Annotated in this window: 17 protein-coding genes; 8 read left to right on the top strand and 9 right to left on the bottom strand. The window is 65.5% G+C overall.

Going from position 1 to position 18,504, the window contains the following annotated elements:
• Positions 1-104: 104 nt before the first annotated feature.
• The 3 genes from RPB_RS19105 to RPB_RS19115 all read left to right on the top strand — a co-directional run bounded on the left by RPB_RS19105 (position 105) and on the right by RPB_RS19115 (position 2,868).
• Positions 105-2,003, top strand: a complete 1,899-nt coding sequence (locus RPB_RS19105) for a hypothetical protein (RefSeq protein WP_011442668.1) — start codon at positions 105-107, stop codon at positions 2,001-2,003.
• A gap of 135 nt (positions 2,004-2,138) precedes the next feature.
• Positions 2,139-2,330, top strand: a complete 192-nt coding sequence (locus RPB_RS19110) for a hypothetical protein (protein ID WP_041798359.1) — start codon at positions 2,139-2,141, stop codon at positions 2,328-2,330.
• 268 nt (positions 2,331-2,598) lie between these two features.
• The gene (locus tag RPB_RS19115; RefSeq protein ID WP_041798877.1) at positions 2,599-2,868 is read left to right on the top strand and encodes a DUF3551 domain-containing protein; all 270 of its coding nucleotides are present in this window, start codon (positions 2,599-2,601) and stop codon (positions 2,866-2,868) included.
• A gap of 163 nt (positions 2,869-3,031) precedes the next feature.
• Here RPB_RS19115 and dksA read toward each other — a convergent pair whose 3' ends face one another.
• Complete coding sequence (dksA, locus tag RPB_RS19120; RefSeq protein ID WP_198135187.1) at positions 3,032-3,397, bottom strand: RNA polymerase-binding protein DksA; 366 nt, start codon at positions 3,395-3,397, stop codon at positions 3,032-3,034.
• Between the two features lie 191 nt (positions 3,398-3,588).
• Complete coding sequence (locus RPB_RS19125) at positions 3,589-4,005, bottom strand: flagellar assembly protein FliX (RefSeq protein WP_041798360.1); 417 nt, start codon at positions 4,003-4,005, stop codon at positions 3,589-3,591.
• Between the two features lie 307 nt (positions 4,006-4,312).
• Here RPB_RS19125 and RPB_RS19130 point away from each other — a divergent pair, with 307 nt between their 5' ends.
• The 4 genes from RPB_RS19130 (at position 4,313) to RPB_RS19145 (ending at position 6,842) form a co-directional block, all read left to right on the top strand.
• Positions 4,313-5,434 carry a flagellar basal body P-ring protein FlgI gene (locus RPB_RS19130; protein ID WP_011442672.1) on the top strand — a complete coding sequence of 374 codons (1,122 nt, stop codon included), beginning with the start codon at positions 4,313-4,315 and terminating at the stop codon, positions 5,432-5,434.
• The gene (gene flgJ, locus RPB_RS19135; RefSeq protein ID WP_011442673.1) at positions 5,434-5,775 is read left to right on the top strand and encodes a flagellar assembly peptidoglycan hydrolase FlgJ; all 342 of its coding nucleotides are present in this window, start codon (positions 5,434-5,436) and stop codon (positions 5,773-5,775) included. The genes RPB_RS19130 and flgJ overlap by 1 nt, the downstream gene beginning before the upstream one ends.
• A gap of 17 nt (positions 5,776-5,792) precedes the next feature.
• On the top strand, positions 5,793-6,287 hold the full coding sequence (locus RPB_RS19140; protein ID WP_011442674.1) for a hypothetical protein: 495 nt from the start codon (positions 5,793-5,795) through the stop codon (positions 6,285-6,287).
• Positions 6,288-6,461: 174 nt separating this feature from the next.
• Positions 6,462-6,842 carry a hypothetical protein gene (locus tag RPB_RS19145; protein ID WP_011442675.1) on the top strand — a complete coding sequence of 127 codons (381 nt, stop codon included), beginning with the start codon at positions 6,462-6,464 and terminating at the stop codon, positions 6,840-6,842.
• A gap of 98 nt (positions 6,843-6,940) precedes the next feature.
• On the opposite strand, the gene flaF is transcribed toward RPB_RS19145, so the two are convergent.
• From flaF to RPB_RS19160, 3 genes are all read right to left on the bottom strand, one after another.
• The gene (gene flaF, locus RPB_RS19150) at positions 6,941-7,309 is read right to left on the bottom strand and encodes a flagellar biosynthesis regulator FlaF (protein ID WP_011442676.1); all 369 of its coding nucleotides are present in this window, start codon (positions 7,307-7,309) and stop codon (positions 6,941-6,943) included.
• 2 nt (positions 7,310-7,311) lie between these two features.
• Positions 7,312-7,692 carry a flagellar biosynthesis repressor FlbT gene (flbT, locus tag RPB_RS19155; protein WP_011442677.1) on the bottom strand — a complete coding sequence of 127 codons (381 nt, stop codon included), beginning with the start codon at positions 7,690-7,692 and terminating at the stop codon, positions 7,312-7,314.
• A 202-nt stretch (positions 7,693-7,894) separates the two neighbouring features.
• Positions 7,895-10,555, bottom strand: a complete 2,661-nt coding sequence (locus tag RPB_RS19160; RefSeq protein WP_011442678.1) for a DUF1522 domain-containing protein — start codon at positions 10,553-10,555, stop codon at positions 7,895-7,897.
• A 526-nt stretch (positions 10,556-11,081) separates the two neighbouring features.
• Here RPB_RS19160 and RPB_RS19165 point away from each other — a divergent pair.
• Complete coding sequence (locus RPB_RS19165; RefSeq protein ID WP_011442679.1) at positions 11,082-13,223, top strand: tetratricopeptide repeat protein; 2,142 nt, start codon at positions 11,082-11,084, stop codon at positions 13,221-13,223.
• 241 nt (positions 13,224-13,464) lie between these two features.
• Here RPB_RS19165 and RPB_RS19170 read toward each other — a convergent pair whose 3' ends face one another.
• Genes RPB_RS19170 through RPB_RS19185 form a run of 4 tightly spaced genes read right to left on the bottom strand, consistent with a single transcriptional unit; the run spans position 13,465 to position 18,501 of the window.
• Positions 13,465-15,267, bottom strand: a complete 1,803-nt coding sequence (locus RPB_RS19170) for a thiamine pyrophosphate-binding protein (protein WP_011442680.1) — start codon at positions 15,265-15,267, stop codon at positions 13,465-13,467.
• 28 nt (positions 15,268-15,295) lie between these two features.
• Complete coding sequence (locus RPB_RS19175) at positions 15,296-16,102, bottom strand: SDR family NAD(P)-dependent oxidoreductase (protein WP_011442681.1); 807 nt, start codon at positions 16,100-16,102, stop codon at positions 15,296-15,298.
• Entirely contained in the window at positions 16,103-17,020 is a 918-nt protein-coding gene (locus RPB_RS19180) for a nucleotidyltransferase family protein (protein ID WP_011442682.1), read from the bottom strand.
• Entirely contained in the window at positions 17,017-18,501 is a 1,485-nt protein-coding gene (locus RPB_RS19185; RefSeq protein WP_011442683.1) for a PfkB family carbohydrate kinase, read from the bottom strand. The genes RPB_RS19180 and RPB_RS19185 overlap by 4 nt, the downstream gene beginning before the upstream one ends.
• Positions 18,502-18,504: the final 3 nt, after the last annotated feature.

Raw genomic sequence — 18,504 nt, forward strand, 5'->3', positions numbered from 1 at the left:
GAAGATTGATTGCGCATGGTTCGGCTCAATCTCACGAAACTCTTTTCGATTGCTTGAAAAGACTATTCCCCCTCGCCCGCCGCCGACCCGACGGCGGGAATGGGTTGCCTTACATTGCCTTCCCGAAGCTCGACGGAAGATATCCGGCTGCATACGAAACTCCACCGGTTCTACCGCCCGATATTTTCGCGGCCGCCGGCTACGCTCTGCAGTACAGCGGCGCGTACCACCATGTCATCGCCCACGTCGCTAGCCGGCCCGCTCGGCCTGCGTTGCAGGTGGAGGTAACTCCGGAGTTCATAGCAGAAGCGCGGGCGACGGCCGCCGCATGGAGACTTTTCAATCCACTGGAACACTACTCGAGCAAGAAGCCGAAGATCTTCGCCGACTGGATCGGAGGGAGGGACGGCGAACCGCTTCGGCGCTTGCACCAGGCCTGGACCGCAGTCTGGAAGCATGCCGGAGCCGTCCCGATCTTCTCGGAGTACAAGTCCAGCACGCCACCCCCGCCGTGGTGGTCCGAGGCCCTGTTTCTGTTCATAGCCGCTGACGAAGCAGCGAGGAACATGGGATTCGCAGAGTATTCCCAGATCGAGCAGGCCAGCCCGACGGGGCAGCAGCCGTGGTTCTTCGCACCGGTCAATGAGATATTCTTCGACATCGCGCGGCGCGCCACCGAGAAGCCGAGCACGAAATCAAGCGCAGCGCGGGGCGGCGCACCGTTCCTGCAGCATAGTCCGATCAGTTCGTTTTCGGGCGCATCGCAGGACGTGGTCTGCGTGCTCCCCAAAGCGCGTACAGCGGCGGTCGGCTGCACTCTACGCTCGCTGTCACATCACTTGGCGCTGCTACCGCCGCGCAGCATCGCTCGGGCGGGATGGTTGCCCTATCTCCTGTCGGAGGCACCGCCCGACGAGCGCCACATGAATCTGCTTCTGATCCCGTTTCCGTATACGATCCCGGCATCCGCCTTTCAGCCCCAGCCCGGCTATGCGGGCGAAGGCGCCAAACGCTGGGGATTCTTCAATCTCGAACAGACGTGGCTCAAGCGTGTCTCGACTGCGACGCTGGTCGACTTCGTGAAGCAACTCGCCGCGGCGGCGAAGACAGAGGCCGACGTCGTCCACGGCATCGTCTTTCCCGAACTTGCGCTCGACGAAGACACTTGGGATCAGCTTTGCGAAAGCCTGCCACAAGCGCTTCCCGACCTTGAGTTCATCATCGCCGGCGTTTCCGGGGACGGCAGTCGGCACGGAAATTTCGTCAGCGTTGCCGCCTTTCAGCGATCGGCCGGACCTGGCTCGACGGGTGACGACCGAAGCCAGAAGATCGGCTTTCTGTCGAAACGCGAGAAGCATCATCGTTGGACACTGGATCGCGACGAGGTTCTCTCCTATGGGCTGGAGGGGAGACTCAGTCCATCGATCTTGTGGTCGGAAGACATCGATCTGCTCAGCCGCCGCGTCGACTTCGCGGTGGTACGGCAGTCATCGGTCATCTCGGCAATGATCTGTGAAGATCTCGCACGTGTTGATCCTTGTCAGGAACTGATACGCGCGATCGGTTCGAGCATCATCTTCGCTTTGTTGATGGACGCGCCGCAATTGAAAGCGCGTTGGCCCGCGAGATACGCAACCGTGCTGGCGGAGGATCCGGGTTGCGCCGTGCTGACGCTAACCTCTCGTGGTTTGATGACGCGGCAGCATCAGATCGGCAAGTATCGATCCAAGGGTCCAATGGACAGAGTGATTGCGCTCTGGCGCGACGACGATAGGACGGATCCGATCGAAATCAGCTGCCCCAGCGAAGCTCAGGCGGTCCGCCTGACGTTGTCGGGGGTGCCGGTAGTCGATCGGACGCTGGATGGGCGAGAAGATCGCAGCGCCGTGGCATGGCGGTACGCCAATCACGTTTCGGTGCGCCTCGACCATGTGGAGGAGAATTTCCGTGACGTCCTCGGAGAGGATGACCTCGCCGTGCGACGAGAGGATCCAGACAAGTGACAATCCGACACAGCGCGAGAAACTGTTGCCTGTCGGGCACGTTAGCTTCCGATAAACAAACCGTGTGCGGATAAGCAATTGGAAAACCAATGCGCTGTATGTATACGTGGTCCCAACTTCCATTGAGACGACAGCATGATCCTCGTGGCCAGAAACGTCGTTGAGCAGATCGCCGAACGAGGCAGGAAGGTCACGTCCTCGAAAGAGGTCGAGGCGGGAAAGACGATGCCTGGCTATGGCACCTATGAGGCCGCGATCAGATCCCAGCTCGACTTCCGTGAGGTCGAAGAACGCGGTGCCGCACCGAACGCGCCGGGGGTGGAATAGCGGTCTGATTCTGCCGGATGGGTGCGACGATCGGCCCTCGACAGGCGGTTTCCGGCCGGTCGATCCGCCAGGGAAATGTATCAGACACGGGACGGAATTGTGACAATGCTGCAGTGCTTTCACGCACTGGACGCAATGCCCAGTCGGTCCAGTTAGTTGGACGGCGCAGTTGCCGTCGGTCGCTGCGCTCATCCGAGGTGCGAAGGATTTGCCGCACATCGATGCATCTGGGAAGTCGAATCCCGGCATTCGCGATGGAGAAACCAACTTGCCCAAGATCGACGCCGTCCTGCTTGCGGCCGCGGCCATCCTGACGCTCGCGGCGGCGCCGGCCTCGGCCCGCGACTTTCCCTACTGCCTGCAGGGCGGCGATTGGGGCTATCCGGGCAATTGCCAGTTCGACTCCTACGAGCAATGCATGACCACCGCGTCGGGCACCCGCGCCGGCTGCGACATCAATCCGGTCGTCGCCTTCCGCCGGCGGCAGCAGGACCAGCAGCCTCAGCCGCGAACACCCCAGAGCCAGCGCAGGTATTGAAGGCTGGCCGCGGAGCGAACCGGCGTCATCGCCAGCGCGAGGTCGGACTGCTCTTGTGTCTGACAAAAAAGCGGGCACGAGGCCCGCCTCTCTCTGACAAAAAAATAGCGGGCACGAGGCCCGCTTCGCTTTCGCGATTGAAGTGCCAAGAAGCGCACCGCAACTACTCGTCGCGATAGACCTTCTCGCGCTTCTCGTGGCGCTCCTGGGCTTCGACCGACAGCGTGGCGATCGGGCGGGCTTCGAGCCGCTTCAGCGAAATCGGCTCGCCGGTTTCTTCGCAATAGCCGTAGGTGTTGTCGTCGATGCGCTGCAGTGCAGCGTCGATCTTGGAGATCAGCTTGCGCTGCCGATCGCGCGCACGCAGTTCGATGGCGCGGTCGGTTTCCGACGAGGCGCGATCGGCCAGGTCGGGATGATTGACGTTTTCTTCCTGGAGGGTCTGGAGCGTGAGTTTTGCTTCGCGCAAAATCTCGTCCTTCCAGGCCAATAGCTTGGCACGAAAATACTCGCGCTGCCGTTCATTCATGAACGGCTCTTTCTCGGAGGGTCGATAGGTTTTCAACTTATCCAAGGGGCAATCCATGATCTTGTTGGGCGGCAATAGCCCCGCCTGCGCGGCAGCTTATATAGCGCGCGCAGATGACAGACAATATCGTCCGCCGCCGGCTTCGCGCCCGCCGCACAGCGTTTGCGCGGCAGAACCTGCCGCGTCTTTGATCAGTATTGCCCGGCCTTGGCCAGTTCGACCTCGACGCGCAGCTCGATCTCCGACAGCACCGCGTCGAGGCCGGGGTCGCCCGAGGAGGCTTTCAGTTCCGCGGCCGCGGCGCGCAGACGCGCCACCGTGGCGGTGTCGAACGTGCCCGCCAGCAGGCTGATCTTGAGGTCGTCGAGCACGTCGAGCGCGGTGCGGCCGCGCGCCACGGAGCGCTTGCGCCGCTCGGTGGCGTCCTCGACCCCTTGCATCGCCAGAAGCGCCTCCAGCCCGGTCGGCGCCAGCGGCGCGCTCGCGGTGCGGGCCTCCTGCCCCGGCTGTGGGGAACTGGTCGGCAGCGAAAAGCTGCTCGAACCGGTGCGCCGGGTGGTTCCGGAGGGCGTCGAGGGGGTTGTGCCGTTTGGGCCGTAGATTCGCATGGTCTCTCTCGCCGGACAGGTCCTGGCAGGCGCCGCGCGGGAACAGCTTACACCCAACCCGGCCGGCATCCCGAGGCCCTCGGAACCCAGCGTCGTCGTTTATGGTTAACAGCTGGTAAACGATCGGCAAATTTTGCCGGTTGCGCCAGATTTGCCGCGGTGACGGCCGCCGCGCAGCCGCTCGGACAGTATTTTATCCCTGGTTTTTCAATCGATTACGCCGCCTCGCCGGACTGGCACGGCTCTCGCAAGGGAAGCTGGCGTGACTGCGCTGCGTGCCGCCGCGTCAGCCGCCGAGGAGACTGGAATGCCGAGCGTTTCCGCCGTGATCCTGAAGCTGGCCGCAGCCGCCCTGTCCGCGCTGCTGCTGTCGGGCGTGGCCGCCAACGCCACCTCGCGGATCAAGGACCTCGCCAATATCGAGGGCGTGCGGCAGAACCAGTTGATCGGCTACGGCCTCGTGGTCGGCCTCAACGGCACCGGCGACACCCTCAACAACATTCCCTTCACCAAGCAGTCGCTGCAGGCGATGCTGGAGCGGATGGGCGTCAACATCCGCGGCGCCACCATCCGCACCGGCAACGTCGCGGCCGTGATGGTCACCGGCAATCTGCCCGCCTTCGCCACCCAGGGCACCCGGATGGACGTCACCGTCTCGGCGCTCGGCGACGCCAAGAATCTGCAGGGCGGCACCCTGCTGGTCACGCCGCTGCTCGGCGCCGACGGCAATGTCTACGCGGTGGCCCAGGGCTCGCTCGCGATCGGCGGTTTCCAGGCCGAGGGCGAGGCCGCCAAGATCACCCGCGGCGTGCCGACCGTCGGCCGCATCGCCAACGGCGCGATCATCGAGCGCGAGATCGAATTCGCGCTGAACCGGCTGCCGATGGTGCGGCTGGCGCTGCGCAACGCCGATTTCACCACCGCCAAGCGGATCGCCGCCGCGGTCAATGATTTCCTCGGCACCAAGAGCGCCGAGCCGATCGACCCCTCGACCGTGCAGCTCACGATCCCGGCGGAATTCAAAGGCAACGCGGTCGCCTTCGTCACCGAGATCGAGCAGTTGCAGGTCGAGCCGGACCAGGCCGCCAAGATCATCATCGACGAGCGCAGCGGCATCATCGTGATGGGCCGCGACGTCCGCGTCGCCACCGTCGCGGTGGCGCAGGGCAACCTCACGGTCTCGATCTCCGAAAGCCCGCAGGTCAGCCAGCCCAATCCGTTGGCGAACGGCCGCACCGTGGTCACGCCGAATTCGCGGATCGGCGTCACCGAGGACGGCAAGAAGCTGGCGCTGGTCAAGGACGGCGTGTCGCTGCAACAGCTCGTCGATGGCCTCAATGGCCTGGGCATCGGCCCGCGCGACCTGATCGGCATCCTGCAGGCGATCAAGGCCGCCGGCGCCATCGAAGCCGATATCGAGGTGATGTGATGTCGATCGTTCCCACCACCTATGCGCGGACCGCCCTCACCCACGACGGCCGGCCCGACATCGACCTGAACGCCGCGCTGACCAAGGTCTCGCCCAAGGCGCAGACCAAGGCGCGGGAATCCGCCGAGCAGTTCGAGGCGATGTTTCTGAATTCGATGTTCTCGCAGATGACGAGCGGCCTGAAGGGCGACGGCCCGTTCGGCGACACCGTCGGAACCGGCGTGTGGCGGTCGATGCTGACCGAACAATATTCGCAAACCATCGCCAAGGCCGGCGGCGTCGGCATCGCCAACGACGTGTTCAGGACCCTGATTCTCCAGCAGGCGAACGCCGCAACCTGATCGCAAAGGACGATGCCATGACGCAGATGCAACGCCCGCAGCCCCCCGCTCCCGCCCCGGTTCAACCGGTCGCGTCGCCGGCCGACGCGCGCAAACTCGCCAACGGCCTGACCGAGGTCATGAACGCGCTTCTGGCGGTGATCGAACGCGAAACCGAACTGGTCCGCGCCGGCAAGATCCCGGATGCGCTGCGGCTCGAGAGCCAGAAGAACGAGCTGACGAAAAGCTACATCACCGCGATCACGCTGGTGAAGGCGAGTCAGCCTTATATGGCGAAGGCGACGCCCGATTTGCTCGGCGCACTGCATCGCCACCACGAGGTGTTCCGCGCCATGCTGCAGGTCAACCTCACGGTGCTCGCCACCGCCCACGCGGTGTCGGAAGGCATCGTGCGCGGCGTCAACGCCGAGATCCAGCGCCGCAACATTCCGCAGACCTACACCGCGGCCGGCAAGCGCACCGTACCCGGCCCGCGCAATCTCACGCCGATCGCCGTCAGCCGCTCGCTCTGACGGCCGGACCGATCGCAGCCCGCCAAATCGGCGCCGCCGGCCCTCCGCCGGCGGCGTTGTCGTGCGCGGCAATTGAATTAAATGCGCGACCAGCTTGCAGGAGGAGCTTTAGGGGTTCCGTGCACCATGTTTGGTGGGGGGGTGCATTGACCTAGATGGAGCCAGGAGGCTGCCATGAGTTTCGACTTCACCATAAAGCCCGTCGGGCAGCTGGTGGTCTCGCCCGTCGTCAGGCCGGAGCCTGAGTCGGTGCAAACCGCGGTCACGACGCAGTTGCCCGCGCCGCAAAGCGTCACCGCGACGGCCGATAGCGCCGGCAGCAATGCCGTGGCCAGCAATGCCGCCAGAGTCGGCGCCGACACCATCTCACGTCAGGTGATCTTCGATCAGGCGTCGGCCGCGATGGTCTACGTGCTGGTCGACGAGACAACGGCCGAGGTGGTCAACCAATATCCGGAATCGTGGCAGTTGCGGGCTCGCGCCTACTTCCGCGAACAGGATCAGTCGAAGCTGCAGCAGCGCGCCGGCCCGATCCCGACAGACCGCACCGTCTGAACGCGGACGGCGATTGAATGCAACGCCCCCGGCTTGCCGACGCAAGCGCGGGCGTCGACGCATGTCTGCTTCACTCTCGGAGAATTGGAATGACCGCGTCAGCCGCGGCCGCTGAGACCGGCGGCGATGTTGCGGTTGATCTCGATCAGCGCATTGAGCGGCTCGACCTGCGGCGACATCTGCAACGCGGTCGACTGGCTCAGCACGAACACGCCGATATTGGCGATGTTCTGCCGGATCTCGAGGGTCTGCGGATTGTCGTCGCGCATCGCGTCGCTGACGAAGATCGACCACAGCTTGCGGTTGAACATCAGCGCCGCGTCGAGTCCGATCGCGCCGCGCTCGTCCCAACTGGTGACGACATCCTGGAGTTGCCTCGCCGCCTTGAGCAATGCTTGCGCTTCGATCTCCCTCGGAGAAGCCGTTCGTTGCGCGGTGCGGGCGTACGCCTGAGCAGCACTCGACATCGTTACCTCTGTAACAGTTCTTCTTCACGCTTGATCAGCGGGCGTATTTCCCTCAACGCCTTATAAAGTTGGCCGCTTAAAATTAGATTACTCGTGGCCTCGATCGTGTCTCTAAAACTCGGCACGGCTTCGAGCAATTCCTTGATGAAGCCGAGATACAGTTCCTGATAGGCGGGAATGTCGTTCTGCAGATACATCATCTGCACGCAGAGATAGACGCGCTTCACCGGCGTGTTGGCGGTCTCCGCGGTGAGGATGTCCTTTTCGCGCAGGATCGGCGCGTCGCCGTCGATCAGAAACGTGGTGCGCGAATCGGAGTTGGTGATCACGCTCTGGCCGATCACGATCCGCTCGAACGGCTTCAATTCGACTCGCAATGGCATCGTGTTTTCCTTTGATTGCGGTCATTGCGACCAAGGACGACTCGTTCCGCCAGCCCGCGCGCTTGTTATGCGCAGGCTTTGCATCGCGATCCAATGCCGTGTTTCAGGGGATAAGTCGAGCGCGTCGTTGCGGGCGAACCGAATCGCCGGGTGGCGCGAGGGCGGCCTGGGCGCCCTCGCCTCGGTTCGCGCGCCGCCGCGATTATCGCAGCAGCTGCAGCACGCTCTGCTGCGACTGGTTGGCCAGCGCCAGCGCCGAGACCGCGATCGACTGGCGGGTCGACAGCGCCTGGCTGTTGGCGGCTTCCTCGTTGGTGTCGGCCAGCGTCAGGTTCGACGAGCCGGTCTGCAGCACGTTGATCAGGTTCTTGGCGAAGTCCTGCCGGATCTGCACGATCGACAGGTTGGAACCGTAGGACGACGCCTGCGACCGCAGCGTGGTCGCCGCGGTGTTGAGCGAGGCCAGCGTCTTGTTGGTCGAGGCGTTGTCGATGAAGTCGACGCCCGACACCAGCGTCGGCAGGCCGAGCGCCGCCGGGCTCAGCGCGGTGCCGACGATGTTCAGCGTCGACTTGCCGGTCTCGTTGAACACCAGCTTCAGCGTATCGCCGTTGAGCAGATTGACGCCGTTGAACGACGCGTCCTGCGACGTCGTGGTGATCTGCTGGATGACGTTGTTGTACTGTTCGACCAGCTTGGCGCGCGCCACCTGCGCGGTGACGTCCGGTTCCGGCGGGTTCGGCGTCGAGAAGGTCAGCGTCGCGGTGATGGTGCCGCCGAGCGTGCCGCCGTCCGTGGTCGAGCCGAGCGTCGCGGAGGCGTAGTCGTTGTTCGACGAGATCGTCAGCTTTCCGTTGGCGTCGATCTGCGCGATCATGTTGTTGGTCGCCAGCTTGACGTTGAGCTGCGACAGCGTCTTCACGGTGCCGCCGGTGCCGTCGCCGAAGGTGACGCTGACCGGGGTGCCGCCCTTGAACGAGGTGAAGCTCAGCGTCTTGCCGCTGACGCCGCCGGTGCCGGACGAGCGCGACGCCTTGAACTCGGTCGAGGTGCCGGTGTTGCCGGCGAGGCCCAGCGCCAGCATCGCGTTGCCGGTGCCGCTGATGGTGAGGTCGGAGGCGCTGCCGGTCGAGACCTTCAGCGAGCCGCTGGACAGCGACGAGTTGGCCGAGCCGGTCTGCGTCGTCAGCGTCGCGCCGGTCTGCGACAGCGTCGCCGTCTGCACGCCGGTGGCGAGGTCGATCGCCTTCAGCACGTCGGCCATGGTGCCGCCCTGCAGATACACGGTCGAATTGCCGAGACCGTCGGTCTCGACATGGCCGCTGATGCCGGTGTGGCTGGCCGAGGCGAGCGGCACCGGGGCGTTCTTGAAGGTGATGATGTTGCCGTTGACGTTCAGCGTCGAGCCGTCCTCGATCAGCGTGCCGATGGTGCCGGCGCCGGTCGAACGGGTGGCGGTGAGCGTCGCCGGGCCCGGGCCGGTCGACGCGGTCAGGTTCAGCGAGCTCAGGAAGTCGGCCGGGCCGGTGATGCTGAGATCGGCGCCGGTCGAAGTCTGCAGCGTCACCGCGCCGCCGGCGGAGATCTGCGACGGCGTGCCGTTGGCCGCGAAGGTCGCGATGCCGTTGGCGATCGTCGCCGACTTGACGCCGCTGGCGAGATCGATCGCGGTGAGCACGTCGCCGACAGTGGCCGAGGTGTAGGTGTTGCTCGTCCCCATATAGATGGTGGAGTTGCCGGCCGTATCCGTGACGATATTGCCGAGCACGCCGGAGCCCGCGAGCAGGCCCGCGGCGCTCGGCGGATCGCTCGCCTTGAAGGTGACGGACTTGCCGTTGACCGTCAGCGTGGTGCCGTCGGCGATCGCCGGTCCGAGGCCGCCGACCGAATTGAACAGCTTCGTGGTCGCGGTGATCGCCGTGGCGGCGCCGGTGCCGAGCGGGACCGTGACCGTCGAACCGAAGCCGAGCTTCGCCAGCACCGTGCCGCTGCTGGTGTCGCTGATCGACAGCGAACGGTTGGTGCCGGTGTGGAGCTGGATATGGCCGTTGGCGTCGACGACCGACGGGTTGCTGGTGTTGCCGTTGATGGTGTCGATGCTCGCCAGCAGCGCGCTGATCGGCTGGTTGATGCCGATCGTATAGTTGCCGTTGCTGTCTGCGGTCGCCGAGCCCGTGGTGGTGAAGGTGATGTTCTTGCCGTTGACCACGATGATGTCGCCGGCCTGCGGGCCGGTCGGCGTCACGGTCGAGCCGTTGGTCAGCGAACTGATCAGGTCGGCGCTGGTCGCCGTCGCCGTCGCCGTGCCGGTGTAGAGTACGCCGCCGGTGGCCGTCGCGTCGGCCGCGACCGCCTTGGTGATGTTGGTGCCGGTGATGCTGCCGACGCCGCCGCCGAGCGTATCCGTCAGCGACACGCCGTTGGTGCCGCCGGCGGTGCCATCATAGACCACGTTGCTGGTGGCGGTCGCGCTGGCGAAGGTCTGGGTGCCGCGCAGATCGTCCGGGGTGGCGCCCGCGATGGTCGCCGAGACGTTGGATTTCGTGGAGTAGCCGACGTTCGACTGCAGCGCCTGGTTGGCGATCGACTTGGCGGTGTCGATCAGCTTGTTCAGCGAGGTGATGCCGGTGTTGGCCGCCTGCAGGATCTGGACGCCGTTGCTGATGCCGTCGAGCAGGTTGTTGATGTCGCTGGCGCGGCTGTCGAGCCCCGCGGCGGTAAAGAAGTTGGTCGGATTGTCGAGCGCGGTGTTGACCTTCTTGCCGCTCGCAAGACGATTCTGGGTGGTCGAGAGCAGATCCGCCGTCGATTGCAGCGAAAGCAGATTCTGGCGAACTGCTGCTGAAAGAACCACATCAGACATGGTGCAAACCTTCCTGATCCGCGCTGGGCGGCGACTTCAGTCGCGCGCTGCTGCTCGCGTCGCGGACTTTGCCGCGACGTTTGCCGGTTGTGTTGAGACGCCTGTTTCTGGAGAGGGACCTCGGTCGCACATACACGGATGCGATCCGGATCAACGCGGCCGATTCTCGGCCAACCTTCTTCCTGAGCATCGAGACTATGGCCGCCGGCCTTTAAAATATGGTTAACAGCGCCTTAAGGCCGCGTCGGCGGCAAAAAAGGCAGCAAAATCAACGCAAGGAATCGATCTGACCCGGGCCTCGGCGGGCCCTGGAGGCGCGAAATGGTCGCTGATTCGCCGGTTTCGTGGCTTTCCGCAGCGTCGCCGTTAATCCGTTGTTGAGGTTCGGTCCGGCGGGGACGCGCGGCCTTATGGTTAATGATGTTTTTACGCGAACCTCCGAGTATCCGCGCGATCTACCCGATCGACTCCAAGGTGCGTAGGATCGCCCGACGAGCAGTCTTCCTCAGGCCGATTCGGAAACGCCATGCAGCCCGGACGCAACAAGGCCCCCAGCGCCTCGCCGCCCTACGACAAATCCTACGAGCCCGTGCTGCTGCTGATGCGGGCGCGGGTGATGCACCAGGCCGGGCAATACGACGAGGCGAAATCCGCCTACAAGAAGGTGCTGAAGAAGAGCCCGAACAACTTCCAGGCGCTGCACTTTCTCGGCCTCGCCGAATTTCAGACCGGACATTTCGACGCCGGCATCCGCTCGCTGAAGCGCGCGCTGATCGAAGACCCGAAATCGGCGCAGGCGCAGTCCGACCTCGGCAGCGTGCTCAACGCCGCGCAGCGCTACGACGAAGCGCTGGTCGCCTGCGACAAGGCGATCGCGCTGGATCCGGCGCTCGCCTTCGCCCATGCCAATCGCGGCAACGTGCTGATCACGCTCGGCCGCTACGACGAAGCGGTCGCCAGCCTCGACCGGGCGCTCGAGCTCGTTCCGGACCACACCGACACCTGGAACGACCGCGGCAACGCGCTGCACAAGCTCGGCCGCTACGACGAGGCGCTGAACAGCTACGCCCAGGCGATCAGGATCGATCCGCTGCACGACGTCGCCTTCATGAACCAGGCGACCACGCTGAAGGAGATGAAGCAGTTCGACCTGGCGCTGGCGAGCTACGACCGCGCGCTGTCGATCGGCAAGCGACCGATCGACGCCGGCATCGCGCGCGCCGATCTGCTGCTGCAGATGAAGAACGTCGAGGGCGCGCTCGCGACCTGCACGGCGCTGCTGAAGATCGAGCCCGACTTCGTCCCCGCCCTGACGCTGCTCGGCAATTGCATGGCCTCGCTCGGCGACGCCGACACCGCGACCGCGCTGCACGGCCGCGCGCTGGCGCTGAAGCCGGACTACGAGCCGGCAATTTCCAGCCGGATCTTCTCGATGGACTTCTGCTCCGATGCGGACTTCCAGTCGCAGCAGGCCGCGCGCGCGGACTGGTGGAAGCACGTCGGCGCGCGGCTGTACAAGAGCCATGCGGCGCCGCTCGCCAACGATCGCGACCCAGAGCGCCGCCTGGTGGTCGGTTACGTCTCGGCCGATTTCCGCCAGCATTCCGCGGCGTTCTCGTTCCGCCCGGTGATCGAGAATCACGACCGCACGCAGGTCGAAGTGATCTGCTACTCCGGCGTCGTGCTGCCCGACGCCGCGACCAAATCGTTCGAGGCGATCGCCGACAGGTGGCGCGACTCCTCGCAGTGGACCGACGCCAGGCTCGCCGACACGATCCGCGCCGACAAGGTCGACATCCTGATCGACCTGTCGGGCCATTCGGCCGGCAACCGCCTGCGGGTGTTCGCGCGAAAGCCGGCGCCGGTGCAGGTCACCGCCTGGGGCCACGCCACCGGCACCGGCCTGCCGGTGATCGACTATCTGCTGGCCGATCCGGTCGCGGTACCCAACGAGGTTCGACAGTTCTATGCGGAAGCGATCTACGATCTGCCCTCGATCGTGATCATCGAACCGCCGCCTGCGGGGCTGCATGCCACCGAGCTGCCGTTCGACCGCAACGGCTATCTGACCTACGGCTCGCTCAACCGCATCAGCAAGATCTCGGATGCGGCGATCGCGGCCTGGGCGCGGATCATGACCGGCAATCCGACCTCGCGGCTGATCCTGAAGGATCACCAGATCGACGATCCCGCCGTGCGACAGACGCTGCTCGACAAGTTCGCCGCGCAAGGCATCGCCGCCGAACGCCTCACGCTGCTCGGTTCGACGTCGCGGCAGGAGCATCTGGAGACGCTGCAACAGATCGACCTCGGCCTCGATCCGTTCCCGCAAGCCGGCGGCGTTTCGACCTGGGAAGCGCTGCATATGGGCGTGCCGGTGGTGAGCCGGCTCGGCAACACCGTCGCCAGCCGGGTTGGCTCTGCGATCCTGTCGGCCGCCGGCCTGCCGGACTTCATCGCCACCAGCGAAGAGCGCTACATCGCGATCGCGCTCGATCCGGATCGCGAGCGGCTGCGCGCGATCCGCCGCGGCCTGCCCGCCTTCATCGCCGAGCGCTGCGGCCCCGCCGCCTACACCCGCGCCGTCGAGGACGCCTACCGCACGATGTGGCGCCGCTGGTGCGCGACGCCGGCGGACGCGAAGCCGGCGGACGGCAAGCGGCGCTGAGGTCGGGATACACGACCTACCACTACGCACTACCACCACGCACAGCGTCATCCTGAGGCGCCCGTCGGGCCGCGCCCTGCGCGGCGCGGCGGGCCTCGAAGGATGGGCCGCACATGATGCCCGCCGCCGCATCCTTCGAGGCTCGCTGCGCTCGCGCCTCAGGATGACGGTAGAGCGAGTGGCGATTCAGTATGAGCCGAGCAAGTAAGCGAACACGCAATACACTCAGCATTCCGCAGCCTCACACCCCCGCGCCGCCGCTGTGCTTCGGCGCCGCGCCGGGGACGAACGGCGGCACGATCATCTCGCGCGCGATCAGCGCGTCGTCGATCGCCGGCATCTGGCTTTCCAGCGGCGCGCCGAATTTCAGCACCGGATACAGCTTCTGCGCGGGATTGATCTCGACATTGCAGAACACCGGTCCCTGCCGCGCATAGACCTCGCGCAGCTTGGCGGCGATGTCCGCGCTGCGGCTGATCGTGACCACCGGCAGGTCCATCGCCTCGGCGACCTTGGCGACATCGACGAACGACAATCCGCTCGGCGCATCGACGCCGACATAGTTGCCGTCGAGCCAGGTCTCCAATGTCTGCTTCTGGATGCCGTGCCCGTGATTGTTGAACAGGAACAGCCGCACCGGCAGCCTGTGACGCGACAGCAGCGCCAGTTCGCCGAGCGACAGCATCAGGCCGCCATCGCCGATGATGCAGCTCACCCCGCCCTTCGCCTGCACCGCCGCGCCGATCGCGGCCGGCAGCGCATAGCCCATCGCGGTGTTGTTCCAGTCGGAGATCAGCCGCTGGCCGCGCTGGATGCGGAAGCCGTTGCAGGTCCAGGTCAGATTGCCGCCGGTGTCGACATAGATCAGCTCGTCGGCGGGCGCGGTCTCGCTCAACTTGTCGACGAAGTCGTAGGCGTCCACGAAGCCTGCATTGGCGGGCGCGGGACCGGGACGATCGTCCGGCAGCGCGCTACGCCAATGCGCGATCTGCGCCAGCCATTCGTCGCGCGGCGGCGCGGCCTCGATCGCTCCGAGCAGCTTCGGCACGAACCCGTCGAGCCGCGCCTCGATCCGCGTCGCGACGGCGATGCCGCGCGCGTCGAACTTGTCCATCTCGCCGCGGCTGGCGTCGACCATCACGATCGTCGCCTCGCGCGCGAACGACGGCAGGATGCCGCCGGTGACGTTCTGCGACAGCCGGCTGCCGAGGCAGAGAATGAGGTCGGCATTCTGCACGGTGAAATTGCCGAGCCGCGGCCCGTAAACACCGAACGGCCCGACCCGCAGCGGATGATCATGCGCGATCAGATCGGTCGCGGCCCAGGTCGTCAGCACCGGCATGGCGAGCCGGTCGATCAGTTGATCGAGCGCGGCGCCGATCCGCGGCGTCGACAGCCCGCCGCCCAGCACCAGCACCGGTCGCTTCGCCTGCGCGATCAGCGGCAGCAAGGCGACGATCTCGGCGTCGAGATCGGTCGTGGCGATCTGCGTCTCCGGCACGAACGACGCCAGCGCCTCCGGATCGATCTCGGCGCGCTGCAGATCGTCCGGCAGATCGATCAGCACCGCGCCGGGCCGGCCCTCGAAGGCGAGATAGTAGGCCTTTTCCAGATGATAGCGGATCGTCGCGGGATCGGAGATCTGCACCGCATATTTCGTCACCGTGGCGAAGATCGACGTCACGTCGGTCTCCTGGAAGCCTAGCTGGCGGACGTCGTTGTTGCCCTTGAGCCGATGCGTCGCGACCTGCCCGGTGATCATCAGCGTCGGCACTGAATCATAATACGCGCAGCACACCCCGGTCAGCAGATTGGTCGCGCCGGGGCCGGAGGTGGTGATGGCGACGCCGAGCTTGCCGGTGGCGCGCGCGTAGCCGTCGGCGGCGATCGCGGCGGCCTGCTCGTGCTGCGGGAAGATCGGCGTGACATCCGGATGCTTCGCCGCCGAATCGAACATATGCACCGCCGCGCCGCCGGAAATGCCGAACACATGGCTGACGCCGCGCTGCGCGAGGAAGTCGATGACGTAGTCGGAGAGCTTCACGCGAACCTCCTGATGCGGGCGGGCGCGCTCAATTGCCGTGCCGCCGCAGCTTGTAGATGTTGCCGTCGGCTTCGAGCCGCGCGGCCAGCGTCGCGCCGCCGTCGCGCCAGGCATCGTGCACCACCGAGAAATTGCGCCCGCCGGTGGCGGCGCGGCCAGCGCCGAATGCCCATTCGATGCAGCCGAGAATATCCGGGATGCTGGTGCCCTGCTGGCCGCTGTCGAGAAATTCCAGCGTGCGGCGGAGATTGACACCGGCGGAGTCACCAGCCGCGACGGTCTGGCGATGGATCTTGGTGTTGACCCAGCCGGTGCCGACCGCGATGGCATGGACGTCCGGATATTCATCGTCGAGCAGTTCGCACAGCTTCAGCAGCATCACCTTGCCGAGACAATAAGCCGAGTAGTTGCGGAACGGTCCGTTGATGCCGCCGCCGACCAGGAACGCCACCTTCGCCACGGCGCTGGTCTGACGCAGCGGATAGAGCGCGTGCAGCAGCCGCATCTGCGCCACCGCATTCAACGACAGCGACGCTTCCCATTCGCCGAAATCGCGCCCGAAGAAATCGCCGATCGGCGACAATTGCCCCGCCGCGCTGATGAAGCGCTCCCACGGCTTGTTCAGCGCCGCGATCTCGGCGCTCGCTCGCCGCACGCTGTCAGCGTCCGACAAATCGCAAGGCACCAGATGTATGCCGGCGTCGGCCTTCAGTTGATCCAGGTCTTCGGTCGAGCGATAGGTCCCGATCACCGCGAAGCCCTGCGCGCGATACAGCCTCGCCAGTTGCACGCCGATGTCGCTGGAGATCGCCGCGATGATCACACTGCCGGGCATCTAGCGTGCTCCGCCATAGGTCTTCGCCGCCGCGCGCGCGAACGCCTTGGCCAGCGTGCCATCGTTGTCGGTCATCAGGCCGAACCAGGGATCATCCCCCGTCATTGCGAGCGAAGCGAAGCAATCCATGGCCCCGTGCACTGAGCTGGATTGCTTCGTCGGCTGCGCCTCCTCGCAATGACGACGAGAGGCGTCGAACTGCGCGACGGCCAGCGGATAATCGAGCTGCGCCAGCGCCAGGCTGGCTGGCGTGCCGACGTCGCGATGATAGCTACCGTTGTGAAACGAGAAGATCCGGCCCATGAACACCGGCAGCACTTCGGTCGAGAAATCGACCACGGGCTTGCCGAGCGAGGCAATGAAATCGATCACTGCGGGCTCGATCACATAGACCGCCGCATTGGCGAGATCGCCCTTGGGCTGCTGCGGCTTCTCGTCCATCTGCAGCACGCGGCCTCGATCATCGAGCGTGAGGATGCCGCAGCTCTGCGGATGATCGGTGACGAAACTCATCATCGTCATCGCGCAATCCGACAGCCGCGCGGCGTGCGCAGCAAGAAAATCGCGCGGCGAAAACAGGCTGAGATTGTCGGCATGGGCGAACAGCGTCGGTCCTTCGGCGAAGCGTTCGCGGTGCCGCAGCAGCGTGCCGCCGGTGCCGAGCAGCGTCTCTTCAGGCGCGAGCACGACGTGGGCGGCCCACGGCGAGCGCCGGATGTACTCGCCCACCAATTCGGCGTGGTGATGCAGATTGACGACGATCTCCGAAAAGCCTGCGTCGCGCAGCATCGCCAGCCACAGCCCGAGCAGCGGCCGGCCGGCAATCGGCATCAGGCATTTCGGCAGCACATCGGTCAGCGGATGCAGCCGCGTGCCGAGCCCCGCCGCAACCAGCAGCGCTTTCGCCGGCGCGCTCACGCGTCGAGTTCCTTGATGATATCGGCGGCGGTGACCGGAATGTTGCCGATGCGGCCGACCTGGCAGGCCGCCGCGATCGAGGCGAGATAGGCGGCGCGCCAGATGTCGGTGCCGACGGCGAGCGCGAGCCCCGCGCAGACGAAGAACGAATCCCCGGCCCCCGCGGCGTCCTTCGGCGCGGTGTTGAACGCCGGCAGCCGATCGGTCAGCACCGAGCCGCCGCGGCCGCCGGCGGCGTGCACCAGCAGGCCTTCGGCGGCGAGCGTCAGGATCACGTTCTTCGCCTTCGCCTTCTGCCGCAACGCCTCGACCAGCACCACCAGGCCGGAGTCGAAATCGCGCAGCGCCAGCCGCGCCTCGCGCTCGGTCGGCTTGATCAACAACATGTTGCGGAAGCGCGAGATGTCGCCGACCTGCGACGACGACTGGCTGTCGGCGACCATCGGGATCGACCGCTCGCGGCACAGCGCCGAGATCGCCTCGACCAGCTTGGTCGGCAGGCAGCCATAGTTGAAATCGGAGAACACCACGAGGTCGATATTCGGTAGCTTGTCGCGCACCGTCGCCAGCATGCTGTCCTGCAGATCGACGTCGATGTCGTGCTGCTTGAGGTGGCTGACGCGCAGCAGCGTCTTGTTACCGGCGCGAAAACGCTGCTTGCAGGTGGTCGGCCGGCTCTCGTCGGTCAGGATGGTCGCGTCGACATCGTACGAGGCGAGCCGCTCGCGGGCGAGATCGGCCATCGCGTCCTTGCCGCCGACGGTGAGCAGGCTGACCTTGCAGCCCATCCCCGCGGCATGGCCGGCGACGATGCCGGCGCCGCCGACGAACAATTCACGCAGCACCGGCGTGACCACGATGGTCGGATCTTCCTGCGACATGCCGAGCGGATCGCAGGCGATGTATTCGTCGACGATCAGATCGCCGATCACCAGCACCTTCAGCGTCGGGAATTTCGCCAGCACCGTCTTGAGATCGGCGACGTCGAAGCGATGGCGGCGCGGATAGTCCAGCGGCTTGAAGATCGACGACGGATTGAACTCGCGGAATTCGCGCCGGATCAGATCCAGCGACGAGAACGCGACCTCGCCGGACGAAAACAGCAAACGACCACCGTAGGAATCCAGCACCGGCTTCTCGGGATTGTCCGCGCCCTCGTGCTCCTTGCCCTTCACCACCACCGCGGGCTTCAACGCGGCGACGACGTCCTCGGGCCTGTCGCGCAGCAGGAAGGCATGATCGACGAAGCCGATCGCATGCACGCCCTCGAGCCGCAGATCGCTCGGCAGCATCCAGTCGAAGCCGGGATCGGCGACGACGCCGACGACCAGAACGTCGCCGCATTCGGCTGCGAATTTCAGCAGCCGCAGATGGCCGGGATGGACGATATTGAAATTGCCGGAGACGAACACGATGGCGCGGTCCGGCCCGGCTTCGGCCCGGATCCCCTGCAGCGTCGCTTCGGTCTCGGGATGCAGCATCGC

The organism is Rhodopseudomonas palustris HaA2 (assembly GCF_000013365.1).
GTDB lineage: Bacteria > Pseudomonadota > Alphaproteobacteria > Rhizobiales > Xanthobacteraceae > Rhodopseudomonas > Rhodopseudomonas palustris_J.

What these genes read in the sequence shown, in the direction of transcription:
- RPB_RS19110 (WP_041798359.1), top strand. Translation starts at nt 2,139, where the DNA reads ATGATCCTCGTGGCCAGAAACGTCGTTGAGCAGATCGCCGAACGAGGC.
- dksA (WP_198135187.1), bottom strand. Translation starts at nt 3,397, where the DNA reads ATGAATGAACGGCAGCGCGAGTATTTTCGTGCCAAGCTATTGGCCTGG.
- RPB_RS19125 (WP_041798360.1), bottom strand. Translation starts at nt 4,005, where the DNA reads ATGCGAATCTACGGCCCAAACGGCACAACCCCCTCGACGCCCTCCGGA.
- RPB_RS19130 (WP_011442672.1), top strand. Translation starts at nt 4,313, where the DNA reads ATGCCGAGCGTTTCCGCCGTGATCCTGAAGCTGGCCGCAGCCGCCCTG.
- flgJ (WP_011442673.1), top strand. Translation starts at nt 5,434, where the DNA reads ATGTCGATCGTTCCCACCACCTATGCGCGGACCGCCCTCACCCACGAC.
- RPB_RS19140 (WP_011442674.1), top strand. Translation starts at nt 5,793, where the DNA reads ATGACGCAGATGCAACGCCCGCAGCCCCCCGCTCCCGCCCCGGTTCAA.
- RPB_RS19145 (WP_011442675.1), top strand. Translation starts at nt 6,462, where the DNA reads ATGAGTTTCGACTTCACCATAAAGCCCGTCGGGCAGCTGGTGGTCTCG.
- flaF (WP_011442676.1), bottom strand. Translation starts at nt 7,309, where the DNA reads ATGTCGAGTGCTGCTCAGGCGTACGCCCGCACCGCGCAACGAACGGCT.
- flbT (WP_011442677.1), bottom strand. Translation starts at nt 7,692, where the DNA reads ATGCCATTGCGAGTCGAATTGAAGCCGTTCGAGCGGATCGTGATCGGC.
- RPB_RS19160 (WP_011442678.1), bottom strand. Translation starts at nt 10,555, where the DNA reads ATGTCTGATGTGGTTCTTTCAGCAGCAGTTCGCCAGAATCTGCTTTCG.
- RPB_RS19165 (WP_011442679.1), top strand. Translation starts at nt 11,082, where the DNA reads ATGCAGCCCGGACGCAACAAGGCCCCCAGCGCCTCGCCGCCCTACGAC.
- RPB_RS19175 (WP_011442681.1), bottom strand. Translation starts at nt 16,102, where the DNA reads ATGCCCGGCAGTGTGATCATCGCGGCGATCTCCAGCGACATCGGCGTG.
- RPB_RS19185 (WP_011442683.1), bottom strand. Translation starts at nt 18,501, where the DNA reads ATGCTGCATCCCGAGACCGAAGCGACGCTGCAGGGGATCCGGGCCGAA.